Below are 18,510 nucleotides of genomic sequence, written 5' to 3'. Positions count from 1 at the left end.
TTGCTACCCCTAGTATTATTCGATGGTTGCGAGTTCCGCGCCAAGCCCAACGCCTTTGCCCGGTTCCGCACGCAGGCTGATCTTACCAGCCTTAGGCGCGGCTATGCGGGTCTCCATCTTCATAGCTTCCATAATGGCAACAACTTCGCCTTCTGCAACCGTTGCGCCATCTTCAACCAGCCATTGCTGGAATGTGCCGGGAATGGGGGCTGTGACGGCACCTTCTGCAACCTGTTGAGTGGCAGAGCCTACGTGCTTCGGTGCGCTGAGACCGGAGAAGAGTGCAGCAGGCAGGCCAAGTTCATGGCGCTTGCCATCGATTTCGATAAAACTGCGGATCACACCCGTATCGACCGGATCAATCCGTGCCGATGGTTCAACACCCCGAAACTCAGTTTCGATCCAGTTGGTGAACACCTTAAACCCGTCTTCGCCGGTAAAGGCTTTGTCTTCGACAACCGCACGATGGAATGGCAGCACCGAGGCCACGCCTTCAATCTTAAACTCTGCCAAAGCACGGCGCGCATGGATAAGTGCTTCTTCGCGTGTGGCACCTGTCACGATGAGCTTTGCCATCAGTGAATCGTAGAGGCCTGGAATTTCTGATCCGCTTTCGACACCTGTATCAAGACGCACACCCGGACCCGAAGGAGCGCGGAAACGCGTGATCAGGCCCGGCGTCGGCAGGAAGCCACGGCCCGGATCTTCTGCATTGATGCGGAATTCAAAGGCATGACCGCGCGCTGCCGGGGTTTCTGTTACTGACAGTTCTTTTCCGTCCGCAATGCGCAGCTGCTCAATGACAATATCGATGCCAGTGGTTTCTTCGGTAATCGGATGCTCAACCTGAAGGCGTGTGTTGACTTCGAGAAATGAGATCGTGCCGTTTTGCGAAAGCAGAAACTCAACGGTGCCTGCTCCTGTGTAGCCCGCTGCCGCACAGATTGCGCGGGCGGAGTCATGAATCCGTTCGCGCTGGTCTTCCGTGATAAACGGCGCTGGTGCTTCCTCAACCAGCTTCTGGTTGCGGCGTTGCAGCGAGCAGTCACGCGTGCCCAGAACCACAGTGTTGCCGTGTGTGTCGGCGATAACCTGTGCCTCGATATGGCGCGGCTTTTCAAGGAACTGCTCGGCATAGCATTCGCCACGTCCGAAAGCTTCCACCGCCTCGCGAACGGCGGAATCAAACAATTCGCCCACTTCTTCCAGATGATGCGCCACTTTCATGCCGCGTCCACCGCCGCCAAATGCAGCTTTGATCGCCAGCGGCAAGCCCGCTTCACGCGCAAAGGCCACAGCTTCCGCCGCCGATGCCAGTGGGCCGTCTGAACCCTTGACGAGTGGTGCGCCGACTTTCTCGGCAATACGCCGTGCTTCAACCTTATCGCCCAGCGACGTGATGACTTCGGGCGATGGGCCAACCCAGATCAGACCGGCATCAATCACGGTTTTGGCAAATTCGGCGCGTTCTGACAAAAAGCCATAGCCGGGATGGACAGCATCCGCGCCTGAACGCTTTGCAATGTCGAGTATCTTTGCAATGTTGAGATAGGTATCTGCCGGCCGGCCTGCACCAAGGCCATAGGCCTCGTCGGCGAATTCGGCGTGCAGCGAATTCGCATCAGCGTCGGAATAGATCGCGACGGATGCAACGCCATAATCGCGTGCTGCGCGGATGATGCGGATGGCGATTTCGCCGCGATTGGCAATAAGCAGCTTCTTCATCAGGCTATAACTTCTTGCGGTTCGAAATTGGAGATTGGGTTGAAACGGATGCGGGCACCGATGGGTATCTGGCCTGCAAGGTCTAGGTGATGATGTGCCACCACACCAATGACCGGATAACCGCCGGTCAATGGGTGATCGGCAAGAAACAGAACCGGTTGTCCGCTCGCAGGTACCTGAATGGCACCAAGGGCTGTGCCTTCCGATGGCAGCTCATCGTGAATGGCGCGTTCAATGGTTTTAGCGCCTTGTAAGCGCATACCAACGCGGCTTGATTCCGGTGTCACGTCCCAGTCCTGCGATGTGAGGGTTGCAAGTCCCTGTTGGGTGAACCAGTCGGTGCGCGGACCGAGAACAATGTCGAGTGTAACGACTTTTCCGGCGCGCGGCAGCGCGCGGGGTGCGCTTGCATCGGATGAAACCGCCAGTGCGGGCCGGTTGGCAGGCACAAGAATATTGCCTTCAACTATTGGTGATGGACCGACCTTGGCGAGTGTGTCGCGTGCCGCTGATCCGAGAACAGGTTCAACCTCAAATCCGCCGCGAAGCGCGAGGTAGCTGAGCATCCCTTCTGGCGGGATGCCGAGCGACAGTTCATCGCCTGTATTGAGTGCCACTGGTTGCGAAAAGCCTGCTGTAAGGGTCGTGCCTTCCGGGGTGCGAATGGTCAGCGGGCAAGGCGCGCCGGTCACTGCAACAATCACAGGACGGTCCGCCTTGAGCGCAAAGCCACCAAAGGAAATCTCGATAGCCGCCGCATTACCGGAATTGCCAACACAGCGATTGGCCTCACGCATAGCGATGCGATCAAGCGCGCCGGATTCCGACACGCCCTGACTGGCAAGGCCCGGACGGCCCATATCCTGATACAGTGCCGGACGGTCAGCGCGTGTTATAAGCAGGCCGTCGGCAGGCTGTGTCTTCACTACTGTTGCGGCTGGTGTTGATACGGTGATTGTTTCGCCCTTGGCCATGTTTCGAAACCGCACGCGGTCACCGGGCGCAAGCAGTGCTGCGCGTTCCCGTGCTGTGTCCCACATGGCAAGCGGTGTGGTGCCGAGCAACTGCCAGCCGCCGGGGCTGTCAGACGGATAAATGCCGCCGAATTTGCCCGCAAGCGCTACCGATCCCGCCGGTATTTTCACACGCGGGCTCTTGCGGCGCGGCACGTCAAAGCCGGGATCGTCGCAGGTCATATAGGCAAATCCGGGCGCAAAGCCGGTAAAGGCGACTGTATAGGTCGCCTCAGTATGGCGCTCAATGACTTCGTTGATCGTGCAGCCAAGGAAGGCGGCGACGTCGCCCAGATCTTCGCCATCATAGGTGACGGGTATTTCAAACAGTTCGCCACTGCGGGTGCTGCGGACCGAGAGATCAAGTGCTGCAATCTGGCTCGTGAGCTTGGCACGATCTGTCAGCCATCGGTCGAAACGCACCATGATCGTGCGCGCGCCCGGAATGACTTCACACACGCCTTCGAGCTTTGCGGCCTGCAAAGCGTCGAGCAGTGTGAGTGTTCTGGCAAGGTCGTCAAGCTCGACCAGAAAGCTGTCACTGCCCGATGGCAGAAAGCGCAGGCGTTCACTCATGATGTGACATCAACGAAAGGCTTAAGTTCCACGCCGCGCGTCTCCAGTTGCTCGCGCAATGCGGCGGCGATTGCAACCGCAGTCGGATTATCGCCATGCACACAGATTGACTGCGCATCAAGCGCAATATCTGTTCCATCAATGGCAGTTACGCGTTGCTCATTGACCATGCGCAGCATCCGTTCTGCAATCACTTCAGGATCGTGGATAACGGAACCTTCAAGACGACGATTAACCAGACTACCATCTACATTATAGGCGCGGTCGGCAAAGGCTTCGCACACAACAGTCAGACCCGCTTTGCGGGCCTGTTCAACGATAGGCGCGCCAGCTAGCGCCATCAGCACGAGCGATGAGTCGATTGCTTTGATACCTGCGATCACGTCGGCTGCCTGCCGCGCATCATGAGCGATTGTATTGTAAAGCGCGCCATGCGGCTTCACATAACGCACCTTTGTTCCGGCAGCCCGTGCCAGCCCCTCCAATGCGCCGATCTGGTAAATCGTATCGGCAACAAGTTCGCTGCTTGATGGGTCCATGTTGCGACGGCCAAAGCCAACCAGATCGCGATAGCCGATGTGCGCACCAACCGACACGCCACGTCGGGCAGCTTCACGTAGCACAGTGAGAATTCCGGCAGGGTCGCCCGCATGGAAGCCACAGGCAATATTGGCGCTGGTCACTATCGCCAGCATTGCTGTGTCGTCTCCCATAGGCCATGGGCCGAAGCCTTCTCCAAGATCGCTGTTGAGATCGATAGCTGCCATTGAGAGAAACCTGATGTAGGAATTAAGCACATAAGTTGGAGACCGGATATCGTCGACCGCTTGAAATATCTGTGATCAAGCCAAACTAATTTGCAGCGCCTCTGTCATCGCAGTGGCGATTGCGACGTCCGCATCCACCGGCCCTCCAGAAACCCCAACGCCGCCAATTACTTTGCCATCTGTAACAACTGGAAGCCCGCCGCCAAACACTACGAAAGGTTTTTTGCCGCCAAGAGCCTCAAGTCCGAACAAAGCACCACCTGGCTGCACGATTTCAAGCCAGTTGGAGGTTGGGGACCGAAGCGCAAGCGCGGTGTAGGCTTTGCCTTCAGCTATATCACCTGTCGCTAATGCTGCATCATCAACCCGCATAAATGCCAGAAGGTTTCCACCAGCATCAACAATAGCAAGTGATGATGGTTCGCATATTTCCCGTGCTTTTTTTGCCCCGGCTTCCAAAGCAGCGAAAGCAGCCTCGTGCGTGATAATCTTTCTCATAGTGTTCCCTCATATATCCGGATTACGCAGATCAGTTGTAAACACCACCGTCAACATTGATTGCTTGCGCTGTGACGTAGGACGATTCATCCGACGCCAGATAGACGAACAATGGTGCGACTTCAGCGGGTGTGGCCTGCCTGCCAAGCGGAATCGCCGCACGAACGGCGGCTTCCTGCTTTTCGCGACCACCCATAAACTCGATGGCAGGGCCATTGAAGGGGGTGTCAATCCATCCAGGACAGACGGCATTGACGCGAACGCCATCTCGCGCAAGTTCCACAGCAAGCGTGGTTGCAAGACCGATAACAGCCGCCTTTGATGATGAATAGCAAGTCAAGCCTGGAGCGCCGCGCTTGCCAGCGAGCGATGACATCATGACGATTGAAGATTTACCTGCTTTGCGAAGATGGGGCAGCGCTTCGCGTACGAATATGAAGCCCGACCGGACATTGATGGCGAATACCTTGTCCCAGTTTTCAGTTGTAAAAGAGTCGACGTTCCCAGAAAGTTGAACACCAGCGTTCAGGCACAAAGTATCCAGTCCCCTCATCCAGTCGACAGAAGTACCAATGGCTGCGATGATGTCCTGCTCACGCCTGAGATCGGCCTTGATGAACTTCACCTTGCCTGAGAAACGTTTTTCAAGATCAGCGCCACGAGTTTCATCGATATCAACGACCGATACTATCGCGCCTTCGGCAACAAAGGATTCCAAAACGGCAAGGCCGATATTGGCAACGCCGCCCGTTAACAAAACCTTCTTTCCATGCATACGTCCTGACATGTTTTTCTCCTTCAACTTAATATTCTGCGTTCAGGCGCTGGGATCTTCTGAACGCGCAGGGTAAGCGACCATCAGCTTCGACGGTCAAAGCCCTCAAAGCCTTTTGATGCGACTTCATTGCAGATGCTGCGGTAGCTGGCCATACCGTCGATGTAAGGCATGAAGACCCTCGGCTTACCTGGAACGTTAGCCCCCATGTACCAGCTGGCGGCAACAGGGAAGAGCGTTTTCGCCGCGAGTTCGTTGACGCGCTCGGTCCAAGCCCTCTCCGCATCGCCATTCGCTTCCAGAGCCTTAATATTGTGGCTCGTCGCAAAGGATATGATATCCGCGGCAAGCTCGACATGCTGCTCGATGGCCATTGGAACGTTGGCCAGAACACCGGGGCTTCCGGGTCCTGTGATCGTGAACAAGTTTGGGAAGCCGGCGACGCTGATACCGAGATAGTTAGCAGGACCATCCTTCCACTTCTCGGAAAGAACAACACCATCGACACCGGTGATCTTCATCCGGGTCAATGCCCCTGTCATCGCATCAAAACCGGTTGCAAAGACAATAGCATCGAACTCATGCTCACCGCTCTTCGTACGAATACCCTTCTCTGTAAGTTCGATAATGGGGTCTTCATTGATATCGATCAGGGATACGTGATTCAGGTTGAATGTATGGTAGTAATTAGTTTCAAGCGGCTGGCGCTTTGTTCCGTATGGATAAGACCGCGGTGTAAGCTTTTCTGCTGTCTTAGGGTCCGTGACGATACCGCGAATTCGCTCACGGAGGTATTCCGATGCGTAATCGTTTGCACCCATGTCGGTGAGCAGGTCCTTGTAGCTCGCCAGCCAAAATGAGAAGTCACCCGCGTCGTAAAGCCGGTCGAAGGTTTCCTTACGATGCTCCGCCGTAACCTCATGCGCCGAAAGTTCCATGGGTAATAACGGGTTGCCGCCATAGCTCCACTTCATCCGGGCATGCAGATCACGTGCTTCGGCGCGATAGCGCGCCTGCTCCTCAGCAGTATGCGTGACGTTCTTAGCCGGCGTAGCGTAATGTGGAGTTCTTTGGAACACCGTCAAGGCTGTTGAGTCCTTGGCAATTTCGGGAATGACCTGAATGCCGCTGGATCCCGTACCGATGACGCCGACCTTCTTGCCCTTGAAATCAACGTCGGTATGGGGCCAATGCGCGGTGAAATACACCTTGCCGCGATAATCGTCATACCCTTTGAAGCTGGGTTTATTTGCCGCGGACAGCGCGCCTGCTGCAGAGATGACGAAACGTGCGCGAACAGTATCGCCGCGGTCGGTCATGGCCACCCAATGTTTGTCGGCCTCATTCCAATCGAGTCTTAACACCCGCGTGTTGAACTTGATATTTCTACGAACATCGAGCTTGTCTGCTGCAAAGTTTATATAACGAAGAATTTCCGGCTGCGTTGGATATTTTTCGGTATAATTCCAGGTATTGATAAGCTCTTCGTTGAAGGTGTAACAGTAGACTTGGCTGAGCGAATCTACCCGGGCACCCGGGTAGCGGTTTGTGTACCAGACGCCTCCAAGATCCTCGAATGCTTCCAGACCCTGGACTGTCAAGCCAAGATCATCTCTGATTTTGTGAATGCTGTAGATACCGGCTAGCCCAGCACCGATAACCAGTACGTCAACGTCACTGTCCAGTACACCCCCAGCGTCAAGATGAGAGCTATTGCCTTCCGACATGATCTTTTCCTTCATTGATCAATCATTTAGTGGGAGCAGTCCGCTCTCACCAGAAGATGGTTCCACCATCCACCACGATCGACTGACCGGTGATGAAGTCGGAATCCGGGGATGATAAGAAGCGAGAGATGCCGACAAGATCTTCCGGTACAGAGGGACGACCAAGAGCCGCGGTTGAAGCGAATTTCTCGAAGGCTTCGTTTTGCTTGCTCGTGAGACCGGATTCGACAAATCCTTCGTCGATCTTCTTCCACATGTCAGTGGCGACATTACCAGGGCAGATTGAATTCACGCGAATGCCATGCTTGCCGAATGTTCGGGCTGCAGCCTGCGTCAATGCGATCACACCAAACTTGCTGGCGCAATAGTGCGCAAGCGGTTCGGTGCCGAGGCGGCCACCGATCGATGCGGTATTGATGATCTTGCCGCCGTTGCCCTGTTTAATGAAAGTTGTGATGGCTTCCTGCATGGCAATGAGCACGCCGAGACCGTTTACGTCATGCATCACGCGCCAGTCCTGATCAGATATTTCCAGAAAAGGCTTAACCTGCACAATGCCAGCATTGTTAAAAATAGCATGGAGTTCACCGTGCGCCTCTATCGAAGCATCAATCATTTTGCGAACGCCTTCACGGTCGCATACGTCAACCGTGACCGCGATCGCCTTTCCGCCTGCGTTGCGGATTTTCTGTGCGGTCGCTTCAGCTGTTTCGGTCGAAAGATCGGCGACGGTAATAAGTGCGCCATCCCTTGCGAGGCCCTCCGAGATTGCTGCTCCAATGCCACGGCCAGCGCCCGTCACGATGATGTTCTTATCTTTAATCTTGGTCACGATAGTATCCAATTCTGTCTGTAATGTCGGCGTAGCTGTTCATTGCCCCGCCGGAGCGGGACATTACTTTCAGTTGTTAGTGAAGCTTCTACTTTGTCCGAAACAGAACGTTTGTCGGAATAGGCTTACCGAAGCGATAGGTATCAAGTGCTACCGGCTTCCGGTCCTTGAAGCCAAGCATTACGATCTCGGCATCGCGCTGGATATGCCATTCCGGAGTGAAGCTCATCGGGCCGATGATTGTTGGAGCGTCTTTAAGCGTTTCAAGCTCGTGAACCACGCTAGCACCATCGGTATTGCCTACCTTTGATACAGCCGCACCCCAAAGTTCCATGAAGGGATAGATAGGAACACCATACATGGTTGCGGGAGCCTCACCGAACTTTTCCTTAAAGCGGTCTATGTAGGCATTAACCTCTGGTCGAGGATCATTGCCGTGTACGGAAGCCTGAACAGGTACATAAAGATTGTCCAGATTAGGAACGGCATCTGTCCAGTAAGTACCGTCAAAAGATGATGTTGCAATAATTGGCATGGTCAAACCAGCTGAGCGCAACTGGAGAACGGCACTAGCTCCGCCGGGAATCCATGAGCATAGCGCAATTACATCAGGCTTTTTTGGCAGACTGAGAATACGAGTTATTTGCGATTGAATAGAAAGGTCATCATTTTTAAAGGTATCGGATCCAATTGATTCCATACCCACTTCTTTTGCTGCCCATTCAAATCCAGCACAAACTGACTTATCGAACTCTGTTGTCGTATCCAGAAGCGAATAATATGTCTTGGCACCGTGTTTTGAATTGATCCAACCGGCACCAGCAGCACCTTGCACCTGAGCCGCGATCGTTGAGGTGAATGCTAAAGCACCTGCGCCCTGCACCCCAGCCTTCGGGTCCATTGCACAAAGAAATACCGATGGGATGCCCGCTCTTTGAGCGGCGCTGGCTGCAGGCACGCCCTGGTCATAGTCACAAGACACGACCAAAAGATCGACACCTTGATCGACGAGTTCTTGCCCCGCTCGACTGCCCTGCGCTCTGTCCGTCTTTGTGTCTACAGTAATTGATTTAATCTTGCGGCCCAGCAAGCCACCTTTTGCGTTCTGGTCGTCAATCCAGAGCTTTACTGATTTGGTACCATCACTATCATAGGCTGCCATGAATCCCGACTCGGCGATCGCGAGCCCGATTAGAATTTCGTCTTCCTTAGCGAGAGCGGGAGAAAAGAACGATAATGCAGCTACAGTCGTGAGGGCTTTGAGAAGAGTTTTACTAATAGTCATTTCTTATATATTCCCCTTTTTTGATTATGATGGCGATATTTGTTTAGAAGGTACGCCCCCCGTCGGAGCGAAGATCGGTTACAAGCATGTGCCCAGGCTCATGCGTAATTGCCAAAGAAGGTCTTGCGCGCAAAATTGCCGTCTGGGGAGTTACGCCACATGCCCAAAAAACAGGAACCTCTCCAAGCAGAATATCCGGTGCATCGCCAAAGTCAGGTTTCATAATATCCTTGATTCCGATAATGCTTGGATCTCCAAAGTGTATCGGGGCGCCGTGCGCCTCAGGCATCTGAGCCGAAAGGATCATTGCTTGAATAGCGCTTTTGGGTGCAAAAGGGCGCATCGAAACTACCATTGGCCCGCCGAAGCATCCCGCAGATACTGTTTCCACGTCTGTGACATACATCGGAACATTTTTGCCATTATCCATGTGCCGAACAGGTATATTCGCTTTCACGAGCGCATCTTCGAACGAAAAAGAACAGCCTAATACGAATGTTACGAGGTCGGCGCGCCAAACTGAACTAAGATCGCTGACAGTTTCGGCATGAATACCATCCCGGAAAATACGATATTTTGGTACATCAAAGCGTATATCAATTTCGCTACCTAAACGAGCGAGCGAAACATCGCCAGGTTCACTAACATCGAGTATTGGAGCCGGCTTCGGATTGAGGACGCAAAACCTCAGAAAATCTTCCGCATCTTTTTTAGGAAGAATAACCAAATTGCCTTGCTGATACCCGGGCGCAACACCGGAGGTTGAGGTTGTTAACTCACCTTTGCGGGAAGCTAATCGAGCAGAGTGTGCATTGTCATATATACTGCGTATAATTGGCATCGTCATGGTGAATCGCACTTGGCCGTGGAACATGTAGCTATACTTGCACCAAGAATCGATTAGTCAATTTCCGAATTTTCATGACAAACGATGAATTTAATTTATTGATAAAAAATCCGGAAATCACTTAAGCTGTTCGGAAATCGCCCTCAGCCATACGCGACTTCTGCCACTGCGATGCGACGGTAAACGCTATTTCCCCAACGAGTGCGACTTCATAATTGTCAGGTGCATCCAACCAACTGACAAAAAATGAGAGTGACGGTATGGAGGCATCGCATTCCAGAACCTTCAGTTTACCATCAGCAATTTCAGTCAAAACGAGGTCTAGTGGGATTATAGCAACCCCCATTCCATCTAAGGCCATCTTAATCGCTGTCGCCATAGAGGCACTTGCATGGATTTTAACACGAGAAAATGACGAGTGATTAAAAAGCGATTTGACCACCTCGTAGGGCTGCGTTTTCCTCGAAAAAGTAATGATAGGATATGATGCGATATCGCTAATCGTAACAGTTTTAGGTAATTTCAGATCCGATTTGGCTATGAACCCTATAGGGTACTCACAGAGCAACCTATTGCATGCGCTGGGTGCGGACACAGCACCTTGAAGAAATGCGATATCGATTTCCTGATTTAGCAGCATAGCCTGTAGATTAAGCGATATATCAACCTCAATCTCAATTGAAAGCTGAGGATAGACTTCGCTTACCTTTTTGATGAAGTCTGGCAACCAGGTCTGAACAATACTTTCCGCTGCTCCAAGTCGAACGACGCCTCTAACTGCAGACTTATCGCGGATTTGCGAGAGCATCTCAGCCCTGAGTGCGAGCATTTTTTCCGCATAGCTCAGCATAATTCTGCCGTGGGCCGTCGGTGCCGCATGCCGTCCGTCACGAACTAGAAGTTTAGCTCCAACATGATCTTCAAGCTGGGTGATCCTGTGAGAAATTGCGGGTTGGGTCGCGCTTAACTTCTCCGCAGCTTTTCTGAAACTACCGAGTGAAGCCACCCAAACAAGTGTCTCAAGTCCCCTAAAATCAACCATTAGGCTCCCCCTATTATTTTAATTCGAGCCCAAGCAATGTATTTCGATTAAAAATATTTATCAATTAGTATGAAAATTAATATTTTGACTTATCGTGAAATGATCGCGTAACTTTCCAAAAAAATAAATAAGGGGTTCGATAATGTTTCAGCCAATAGCTGATTTCGACTTCGTCGTCGGAACGCGTGTATTCAACGTCTACTCAGGATCGGGCATTTCCTCCTCGTCTTTGTCGAAACTCGGAGGTTAAAGTGGATCCGCGTACAAATATTTACGATCTGGCGGGCCGGGTCGCTATGGTTACGGGCTCTGCTCGTGGTATAGGTCTTTCAATCGCTGCAACACTAGCTGGATTCGGCGCAAAAGTTGTGATGACCGATATTGATGAGGAGGCAGTAAAGAATGCCGCAGCATCTATTGGAAATAATGCAGTAGGACACCGGCTGGATGTTACAGACTCCCAGGCCTTAAGTCGTTTAATGAAACTTATTGGAAGTTGCCCTGATATTCTTGTTAACAATGCAGGAATTAGCATGGCTTCTCCAACATCGGAAACATCTGACCAAGATTGGCGCAAAGTGCTGTCGGTAAATCTTGACGGTGTTTTTTTCTGCTGCCGCGAGGTCGGCACTAAAATGGCGGAGCGAGGGGCAGGATCTATAATCAATATAGGGTCTATGTCAGGAAAAATTGCCATACAGGACACGGTAGTAACCGCTTACAATGCGAGTAAAGCTGGTGTCCATATGCTCACAAAATCCCTGGCTGCTGAATGGGCTACTTCCGGAGTGCGCGTAAACGCGATAGCTCCAGCCTTTATCGAAACCGAAATGACCGGCACCTATCCTAAAACAACTGTCGAGAAATGGCGCCAGCTCACCCCAATGGGGCGTTTCGGACGTCCGGACGAAGTTGCCTCTGCCGTACACTTTCTGGCAAGCGATGCGGCGAGTTACATCACAGGTACTGTGCTGATGGTGGATGGCGGCTACACTAGCTGGTAAATAATCCCACAGATACTGGTGTTTAGATAGAAGTATCTCCATTGCCAAGGTGTCCGGACCAACGTGCATTTTCATTGAATACTCTGCGACCGATGTAGGAACAGATGGTAGAAGATCAAACGCGAAAAGAACTTGTGGCAAATAGTGTTTCGGTTCGGTTTGGCGGATTAGTAGCACTCAGCAACATCAGCCTTTCGTTGAAGCCGCAAGAAATCGTGGGGCTGATTGGCCCCAATGGTGCAGGGAAGACAACCCTAGTTAACTGCCTCAGCGGTTTTCAAAAATTAAGCGATGGTCATATAACAGTGGACGGAGTGGACGCCTTTAGATGGTCTGCTGCCGATTATCGTCTGAATGGTGTTGCTCGGACATTTCAATCAGGACGTCTTTTCGCGGATCTTTCTGTGAGAGAGAATATAGAGGTTCCAATGGTAGCGCTAGGCATGTCGCGCGCTCGTGCTCGTCGCGATTCAACTATTCTTTTAGAGCGGCTCGGTCTTGGTCCTGTCGGAGATAAAGATGCTTCTACTTTACCATACACGGACGAACGTCGGGTAGGTATCGCTCGAGCTTTGGCAATGAACCCAACATACATGCTATTGGACGAACCAGCCGCGGGAATGTCCGACAGCGAATGTCATGAGCTAATGGAAATAATCAAAGTGCTTCCTACAGAATTTGGCTGCGGGGTTCTGCTGATTGAACATAATATGACGGTGGTCATGAGCGTGAGTAATCGGCTTCATGTTCTTGATGTGGGGCAAACGTTGGCGGAGGGCAGTGCCGACGAAGTCCGTAACAATACAGCGGTAATCGAAGCATATCTGGGAGCAGAACTTTGATTTCTCATTCACGCCACATACTCGAAGTGTCAAACTTAACAGTTTCATATGGAAAGATGACAGCAGTCAGAGGTATATCATTTTCGCTCAGACCTGGGTCGATCACCGTGATTGTCGGACCCAATGGCGCTGGAAAGTCCACGATAATGAAAGCGATCGCGGGAGGCGTGAGATTCTCAGACGGTGATATATTGTTGGAGGGCAACTCCTTCCGGGGCAAAAAACCGGAAACGATCGCAACGTTAGGTGTTTCTCTGGTTCCCGAGGGGAGACATGTATTTCCAAGCATGAGCGTCCGGGAAAACCTTATCGTTGCGTCTTACATGCGTAAGGATCGTGAAAATATTCCTGAAGATTTTGAGCGAATGCTAAAACTGTTTCCTCGGCTCGGTGAAAGGCTCTCACAGGCCGCAGGTAAACTGTCAGGTGGCGAGCAACAGATGCTTGTTATCGCTCGCGCGTTGATGACGCGTCCCTCACTATTGATGATTGATGAGCCGTCACTTGGACTGGCGCCTAAGATAGTTGATGAAGTTTATGAAACACTTTTAGCTTCACGCGGTTTGAATAACTTGACACTTCTTATCAACGAGCAAACATCGAAACGAGCGCTTCGCGTTGCTGACGAGATACATGTGCTACGCGAAGGGTCGATAAGACTCAGTGGCTCTGCGGCCAGCATGAAGGAAAGCACAGCACTTTCCGACGCATATTTTGGCCACTCGTCGTCCCATGAATCGGTATCAAATGAGGTCGTATAGTGAGCTACTTCATCCAAACATTCTTTGACGCCATAAGTCTCGGAAGTTTATATGCTCTTGTCGCTCTTGGTATTGGGCTTCTATTCGGCATTCTTCGTCTTATAAACTTCGCTCATGGCGAATTTATTACGATCGGCGCATACAGCTTGATCGTTCCGTCATCGGCAGTAACAGCTACCGCCTTCATCGGTTCACTTCCCATCTGGGTTATAGTACCAGCCGTCTGTTGCGTGGTTGTTGGATTTGCATTGCTTTCAGACCGCTTGGTCTTTTCACGTCTTAGAAGAGCACACCCCGCAACTCTCATGGTTGCATCCTTCGCACTGGGATACGTGGTGCAAAATATTATTCTTATGATCTATAGTGGGCGGTCAAAGTCTATTGGGCTCTGGCCTTCACTATCTCAGATCATTGAAATAGCTGGCGTCCGAATTCCTGCGCTTCAGTTCGTCGTTATCATTACAACAGTAGTCCTTCTTGTCGCGCTAACATTATTTCTGCACAAAACCAGATACGGCATTCAAATGAGAGCCGCATCGGAAGACTTTACAATGGCGCGTTATCTTGGGGTAAAAGGTAACTTCGTTATTGGCCTTGCTTTTGCCATAAGTGGAATCATGGCAGCTGCCGTGTCTCTACTACTTGTAGCGCAAACGGGTGTTCTTTCGCCGACAATGGGCGCTTCAGTGATAACCTATGCCTTCATAGCCACAGTTATTGGCGGCATGGGAAGCTTAACCGGAGCTGTCCTTGGCGCTCTCGCTGTCGGAATGGCGAGCTCGTTTTTGCAAGCTTATCTTCCTATCGATCTGCGTTCTTTTAGAGATGCTTTCCTGTTTGGTTTGCTGTTCCTCTTTCTCGCATTCCGCCCAGGCGGAATCATCCGAGTAAAAGCACTGGAAGAACGGATTTAAGGATTTTTCTATGTTGAACTCTTCTATCAGATACCTGTGGCCAGTTTTGGTTATTGTGCCTCTACTTTTGATACTCGCCCTCGTAAGTATTTCGCTTGGAGGTTCTATGCCTCAGGTTATCACTGAAATGATGATCCGTATCATTATTGTGGTCGGCGTTTATATATTTGTAGGAAATTCCGGTGTTTTGTCTTTTGGGCACGTGGGTTTTGTGGCAATTGGCGCATATGCCTCGGTATGGTTTACGTGCTGTACACTTCCAATGGTCAAACCTCTATACATGTCAGGACTGCCGACATTACTTCAGGACAACAGCTATCCTCTTTATGCAGGCATTCTCGCTGCGGCGGGCCTATCCGCCATCGTTGCGGCTTGCGTTGGAGTACTGATAGTACGCCTTAGTGGAATAGCCGCGTCAATTGCAACTTTTGCATTTTTGGCAATCGTCTTCGCAGTCTACAGCAATTGGGAATCTGTTACTGGTGGAACTGCATCAATATCGAATATACCAGTTGATATTGGGCCTTATGCAGCAGCAGTAGGTGCAGTGAGCGCTGTATTAGTCGCGTTTGCTTTCCAGTCATCGCGTTATGGTTTAATGCTCAAGGCAAGTCGTGACGAAATCGTTGCAGCTCGTTCGTCGGGCGTAAATGTTGGTTATGCAAGATTCGCGGCTTGGATGCTTAGTGCGGTAATTGCCGGGGTAGGGGGTGCGTTCTATTCCTCTTTTATGGGTGTGCTTTCTGTCGATACATTTTATCTCACGATGACATTCCTCGTTTTGGCAATGTTAATTGTCGGTGGCCTGCAAAGTCTTTCCGGAGCGGTAATAGGTGTTATTCTGTTAACGGGTGTCACTGAAGTTCTGCGTATGCTGGAGACAGATAACGCTATCGTGCAACTTCCTAAAGGTCTACAGGAGGTTGGCTTAGGCGTAGTCATGATACTCATTCTAATTATGCGGCCAAAAGGAATTATGAACGGACGCGAGCTCACTCTACCGACGAGAAAAAGCAAGTAATTAGAAGGATCTCGGTTTTTGGAAATCTGCACCAAATACATCGTGAGTGTATCCGATTAACCTGCTTGTTGCAATAATGTAAAAAAGCTCAGCAAGTATGTTAAAACCAAAACGCTTGCTGAACTGCACCCCATTTCGAGGGCCGCGAGCGCTAATATCAAGAGAAAATTTGTTTGTCGTCTTCTTGTCATCGACTCTATTTCTGTGAGGTTAGGCTGGGGTAGGTTCAGGATACGTGTAGAAACCGGTCACAGTGGAATTTCGAAGGGCAGCGGGGCAGGAACCAGTGGCTCCGGCAAGTCCTCCATGTCGAGAGAGTACTTTCCGAAGCGCCGGATTTGTTTTCGGGTATATGGACTGAGAGAGGCGGCCAAGTCGGGGGGTAACGCGAATACCGTCGTCCGCCATGGCGGAAAGGACACCGGTCAGGTCCTCGACATTGGATAGCATGATAGCGTTGGCGATCAGGCTGGCGTATTTGACCTGTTTTTCCTGCTCGACCGGATCGCCGCTCTTGATGACTGGGCCGCCGAAGGTAATCCAGTCGAGAAAGTCGTTGTAGGACTCGATCTTGGTCGTCTCGGCGCGAATGGAGCGCCGGATCTGCGGGTCCGAGATATAGCGCAACAAGAACAGTGTTCTTTCAACGGTTCCGTTGCAAAAATTCGTTCATCACGGAGCATGCCTTGGCTGCAGACGCAATTATGCTGTGAGGGCTGTGAACTGTTGTTTGAGTGAAAGCGGTGTCGCTGCGGCGAAAATGCCCTGCTGCTTTCGCATCATGTGAATGAGTTCGATACCAGCCAAAGTGATGCTGGCTGAGACTGTGCATTTGAACCCAAGCATGGATCTTATCCGGCGTTTGATACGCCGGTGATCCTGTTCAATGTTGTTGTTCATGTACTTGGAGGATTGAATAACAATCGGGTTTCCACCTCGCTTTAGTCGATCTTCGGCGTCACACTGGATGATTGCTGTTCGGTTTGTCTGGCTGCCATCGACCGTGATGCGGGTCGGTCTGCCATGGCGTGCTAAAGCCTTGCGCATAAAGCGTTTGGCAGCCCTTAAGTCACGCTCTTTACTAAACCAGAACTCAACCGTATCACCATTACTATCAATGGCACGGTAGAAATACATCCATTGGCCTTTGACGCGAACATAGGTTTCATCGACGTTCCATTTTCGAGTGACTTGGCGTTTCTTGCGGTTGAAGCGCTCAAGGTAAGCGGTGTTTTCCTCGCACGTTGACCAGGCGCGGTGTGTCGTCCCGAAATCTACCGCGGCGACGTGGATGACAAGAATGCGCCAAGAGCGGTCGCGCTGAAGCGTTGGAACCATTATTTCGCCGTCTTAAGTAGTGAAGAGGCTTGCGCTGCAAGCTGATCGATGAACTTCCCATCGATCGGCTTTCTACTTATGAATGTGCGGAACCAGACGGGCGACACAAGACACTCGAGTGCGTCATTTCCTCGCTCGGTCACTGGAATTTCGGCCCGTTCGACCGCGCGATCTATCATGATTTCGGCATCAGAAAACCTTTCCCGCCATATCTCCGAAATTACACTTTCTACAGCCTCGTCTCCATCGAATGACGCGACGAAAAAGGTTTGCAGCAAGTGCTTCAAGGACTGATCGTTGAGCATCTGAACGATGCTGGAGAGGTAGGCGTCGAAGTCACCATGAAGGCTGCCCGTATCAGGTATAGGTACCAAGTCGGCGGCGAGATCACGGAATAGGTCGGCCACCAGTCGCGCCTTTGTCGGCCAACGGCGGTAGACGGTCACGTGATTTACGTCCGCTGCGGCAGCCACTCCCCGGTGAGACAGCTTGGAATAACCGACACGCGAAAGTTCAGATCGAACCCCATTCATCACAGCCATTTTTACCTGCGAACTCCGCCCACCGGGGCGTTCTTTCACCGTGTCGAACTTTGCGTCTTGGATGTCCGTTGACATAGATGAATTGTATCCTTACTCATAAAGCAACACTTGTTGCTTTAGGACGCTACCATGAAAATCCATTGCATTCAAACTGGCGATGTACAGATCAAAAGCAGGCACGAGCAAGCTAGGTTTGAACCTCGCCCGGCGCGCGCGTTGGATGTGATAATAGATAAAAACTGGAGCCCGCGTCTCCCGATTGGATGCTGGCTGGTCGAGCACCCTGAAGGCCTGATCGTTGTCGACACCGGGGAAAGCTCTCATGCCAATGATCCGGGCTACCAGCCCTGGTGGCATCCGTTCATGCAGTTCTGCGAGCGTCGGTGGGTGAAGCCTGAGGAAGAGGTAGGGCCACGCCTTCGCGCGATGGGATTCGACCCCAAAGACGTCCGCTGGGTAATCATGACACATATGCACGGGGATCACGCGGGCGGTCTCAACCACTTCCCGAACAGCGAAATATTGATCAGTCGTCCCGAAGCGGCCGCTGCACTATCGAAGACGGGTCCGGCCGTGGGCTATCTCAACTCCCATTATCCCAAGTGGCTCAAGCCTTCCCTCGTAGATTTCAAAGACTCTCCATGGGAGACTTTTGAACGGTCGAGTGTGCTCACGTCAGACAGTCGGGTTCGTATCGTACCCACCCCCGGACACACGCTCGGCCACATGTCTGTAATCGTTGAAATGGAAGATCACTGCGTACTGATCGCAGGAGACGCCTCATACAGCGAACAGGCAATGATCGAGGGGCAGGTTGACGGCGTGGCATTCAGCGCGGCCATCCACCACGACACCACAAGGCGCATGCGTGAACTCTGCGCTCGTCGTCCCACGATTACACAATTTGCTCATGATCCGAAAAGCTTCGAGCGACTGCAAGCCGGTTTGAAAACAAATGTAAATCGTTGAGTCTAATGGCAGCTTTGGGCCGACAGCAGACT

At 51.7% G+C, this 18,510-nt stretch carries 17 protein-coding genes and 2 pseudogenes; 6 read left to right on the top strand and 13 right to left on the bottom strand.

All coding sequences use genetic code 11. The features are described 5' to 3' along the window. Window positions 1–15: 15 nt before the first annotated feature. The 10 genes from CES85_RS24840 to CES85_RS24795 form a co-directional block, all read right to left on the bottom strand. On the bottom strand, window positions 16–1,725 hold the full coding sequence (locus tag CES85_RS24840; protein WP_095448467.1) for an acetyl/propionyl/methylcrotonyl-CoA carboxylase subunit alpha: 1,710 nt from the start codon (window positions 1,723–1,725) through the stop codon (window positions 16–18). Further along, on the bottom strand, window positions 1,725–3,314 hold the full coding sequence (locus tag CES85_RS24835; protein WP_095448466.1) for a 5-oxoprolinase subunit B/C family protein: 1,590 nt from the start codon (window positions 3,312–3,314) through the stop codon (window positions 1,725–1,727). The genes CES85_RS24840 and CES85_RS24835 overlap by 1 nt, the downstream gene beginning before the upstream one ends. Further along, on the bottom strand, window positions 3,311–4,081 hold the full coding sequence (locus CES85_RS24830; RefSeq protein ID WP_095448465.1) for a LamB/YcsF family protein: 771 nt from the start codon (window positions 4,079–4,081) through the stop codon (window positions 3,311–3,313). Before CES85_RS24830 ends, CES85_RS24835 begins: the two co-directional genes overlap by 4 nt. A 75-nt stretch (window positions 4,082–4,156) precedes the next feature. After that, complete coding sequence (locus CES85_RS24825) at window positions 4,157–4,579, bottom strand: GlcG/HbpS family heme-binding protein (RefSeq protein ID WP_095448464.1); 423 nt, start codon at window positions 4,577–4,579, stop codon at window positions 4,157–4,159. Between the two features lie 31 nt (window positions 4,580–4,610). Continuing rightward, window positions 4,611–5,366: an SDR family NAD(P)-dependent oxidoreductase gene (locus CES85_RS24820; RefSeq protein WP_095448463.1), complete on the bottom strand. Its 756-nt coding sequence runs from the start codon at window positions 5,364–5,366 to the stop codon at window positions 4,611–4,613. Between the two features lie 71 nt (window positions 5,367–5,437). After that, window positions 5,438–7,096, bottom strand: a complete 1,659-nt coding sequence (locus tag CES85_RS24815; RefSeq protein WP_244923315.1) for a flavin-containing monooxygenase — start codon at window positions 7,094–7,096, stop codon at window positions 5,438–5,440. A 31-nt stretch (window positions 7,097–7,127) separates the two neighbouring features. Then, entirely contained in the window at window positions 7,128–7,913 is a 786-nt protein-coding gene (locus tag CES85_RS24810; RefSeq protein WP_095448849.1) for an SDR family NAD(P)-dependent oxidoreductase, read from the bottom strand. A gap of 88 nt (window positions 7,914–8,001) precedes the next feature. Then, window positions 8,002–9,198: an ABC transporter substrate-binding protein gene (locus CES85_RS24805; protein WP_095448462.1), complete on the bottom strand. Its 1,197-nt coding sequence runs from the start codon at window positions 9,196–9,198 to the stop codon at window positions 8,002–8,004. A gap of 43 nt (window positions 9,199–9,241) precedes the next feature. Then, window positions 9,242–10,045 (bottom strand): putative hydro-lyase, encoded by an 804-nt coding sequence (locus tag CES85_RS24800; RefSeq protein WP_095448848.1) that lies wholly within the window; start codon window positions 10,043–10,045, stop codon window positions 9,242–9,244. A gap of 121 nt (window positions 10,046–10,166) precedes the next feature. Continuing rightward, window positions 10,167–11,087, bottom strand: coding sequence for a LysR family transcriptional regulator (locus CES85_RS24795; RefSeq protein ID WP_095448461.1), 921 nt, complete (start codon window positions 11,085–11,087; stop codon window positions 10,167–10,169). Between the two features lie 251 nt (window positions 11,088–11,338). Between CES85_RS24795 and CES85_RS24790 the strand changes: the two genes are divergently transcribed. The 5 genes from CES85_RS24790 to CES85_RS24770 all read left to right on the top strand — a co-directional run bounded on the left by CES85_RS24790 (window position 11,339) and on the right by CES85_RS24770 (window position 15,629). Then, entirely contained in the window at window positions 11,339–12,091 is a 753-nt protein-coding gene (locus tag CES85_RS24790) for an SDR family NAD(P)-dependent oxidoreductase (RefSeq protein WP_095448460.1), read from the top strand. A gap of 104 nt (window positions 12,092–12,195) precedes the next feature. After that, the gene (locus CES85_RS24785; RefSeq protein ID WP_095448459.1) at window positions 12,196–12,933 is read left to right on the top strand and encodes an ABC transporter ATP-binding protein; all 738 of its coding nucleotides are present in this window, start codon (window positions 12,196–12,198) and stop codon (window positions 12,931–12,933) included. A 56-nt stretch (window positions 12,934–12,989) separates the two neighbouring features. After that, a complete protein-coding gene (locus CES85_RS24780) occupies window positions 12,990–13,694 on the top strand; it encodes an ABC transporter ATP-binding protein (RefSeq protein ID WP_095448458.1) in 705 nt (234 codons plus the stop codon). Further along, a complete protein-coding gene (locus CES85_RS24775; protein WP_095448457.1) occupies window positions 13,694–14,608 on the top strand; it encodes a branched-chain amino acid ABC transporter permease in 915 nt (304 codons plus the stop codon). The genes CES85_RS24780 and CES85_RS24775 overlap by 1 nt, the downstream gene beginning before the upstream one ends. 106 nt (window positions 14,609–14,714) lie before the next feature. Further along, window positions 14,715–15,629: a branched-chain amino acid ABC transporter permease gene (locus CES85_RS24770; RefSeq protein ID WP_157743515.1), complete on the top strand. Its 915-nt coding sequence runs from the start codon at window positions 14,715–14,717 to the stop codon at window positions 15,627–15,629. A gap of 248 nt (window positions 15,630–15,877) precedes the next feature. On the opposite strand, the pseudogene CES85_RS24765 reads toward CES85_RS24770, so the two are convergent. From CES85_RS24765 to CES85_RS24755, 3 genes and pseudogenes are all read right to left on the bottom strand, one after another. Beyond that, a pseudogene (locus CES85_RS24765) lies at window positions 15,878–16,283 on the bottom strand (Tn3 family transposase); the annotation flags it as partial. Between the two features lie 48 nt (window positions 16,284–16,331). Continuing rightward, a pseudogene (locus CES85_RS24760) lies at window positions 16,332–16,910 on the bottom strand (IS6 family transposase); the annotation flags it as partial. A 56-nt stretch (window positions 16,911–16,966) separates the two neighbouring features. Then, window positions 16,967–17,584, bottom strand: a complete 618-nt coding sequence (locus tag CES85_RS24755; protein ID WP_095448454.1) for a TetR/AcrR family transcriptional regulator — start codon at window positions 17,582–17,584, stop codon at window positions 16,967–16,969. Between the two features lie 147 nt (window positions 17,585–17,731). Here CES85_RS24755 and CES85_RS24750 point away from each other — a divergent pair, with 147 nt between their 5' ends. Next, window positions 17,732–18,478 carry an N-acyl homoserine lactonase family protein gene (locus tag CES85_RS24750; RefSeq protein WP_244923313.1) on the top strand — a complete coding sequence of 249 codons (747 nt, stop codon included), beginning with the start codon at window positions 17,732–17,734 and terminating at the stop codon, window positions 18,476–18,478. The last annotated feature ends 32 nt before the right edge of the window (window positions 18,479–18,510 follow it).

It is taken from the genome of Ochrobactrum quorumnocens (assembly GCF_002278035.1).
Lineage (GTDB): Bacteria > Pseudomonadota > Alphaproteobacteria > Rhizobiales > Rhizobiaceae > Brucella > Brucella quorumnocens.
This window is presented reverse-complemented; position numbering and strand designations above follow the sequence as displayed.

What these genes read in the sequence shown, in the direction of transcription:
- CES85_RS24840 (WP_095448467.1), bottom strand. Translation starts at nt 1,725, where the DNA reads ATGAAGAAGCTGCTTATTGCCAATCGCGGCGAAATCGCCATCCGCATC.
- CES85_RS24835 (WP_095448466.1), bottom strand. Translation starts at nt 3,314, where the DNA reads ATGAGTGAACGCCTGCGCTTTCTGCCATCGGGCAGTGACAGCTTTCTG.
- CES85_RS24830 (WP_095448465.1), bottom strand. Translation starts at nt 4,081, where the DNA reads ATGGCAGCTATCGATCTCAACAGCGATCTTGGAGAAGGCTTCGGCCCA.
- CES85_RS24825 (WP_095448464.1), bottom strand. Translation starts at nt 4,579, where the DNA reads ATGAGAAAGATTATCACGCACGAGGCTGCTTTCGCTGCTTTGGAAGCC.
- CES85_RS24820 (WP_095448463.1), bottom strand. Translation starts at nt 5,366, where the DNA reads ATGTCAGGACGTATGCATGGAAAGAAGGTTTTGTTAACGGGCGGCGTT.
- CES85_RS24815 (WP_244923315.1), bottom strand. Translation starts at nt 7,096, where the DNA reads ATGAAGGAAAAGATCATGTCGGAAGGCAATAGCTCTCATCTTGACGCT.
- CES85_RS24805 (WP_095448462.1), bottom strand. Translation starts at nt 9,198, where the DNA reads ATGACTATTAGTAAAACTCTTCTCAAAGCCCTCACGACTGTAGCTGCA.
- CES85_RS24800 (WP_095448848.1), bottom strand. Translation starts at nt 10,045, where the DNA reads ATGACGATGCCAATTATACGCAGTATATATGACAATGCACACTCTGCT.
- CES85_RS24795 (WP_095448461.1), bottom strand. Translation starts at nt 11,087, where the DNA reads ATGGTTGATTTTAGGGGACTTGAGACACTTGTTTGGGTGGCTTCACTC.
- CES85_RS24785 (WP_095448459.1), top strand. Translation starts at nt 12,196, where the DNA reads ATGGTAGAAGATCAAACGCGAAAAGAACTTGTGGCAAATAGTGTTTCG.
- CES85_RS24780 (WP_095448458.1), top strand. Translation starts at nt 12,990, where the DNA reads ATGACAGCAGTCAGAGGTATATCATTTTCGCTCAGACCTGGGTCGATC.
- CES85_RS24770 (WP_157743515.1), top strand. Translation starts at nt 14,715, where the DNA reads ATGCCTCAGGTTATCACTGAAATGATGATCCGTATCATTATTGTGGTC.
- CES85_RS24755 (WP_095448454.1), bottom strand. Translation starts at nt 17,584, where the DNA reads ATGTCAACGGACATCCAAGACGCAAAGTTCGACACGGTGAAAGAACGC.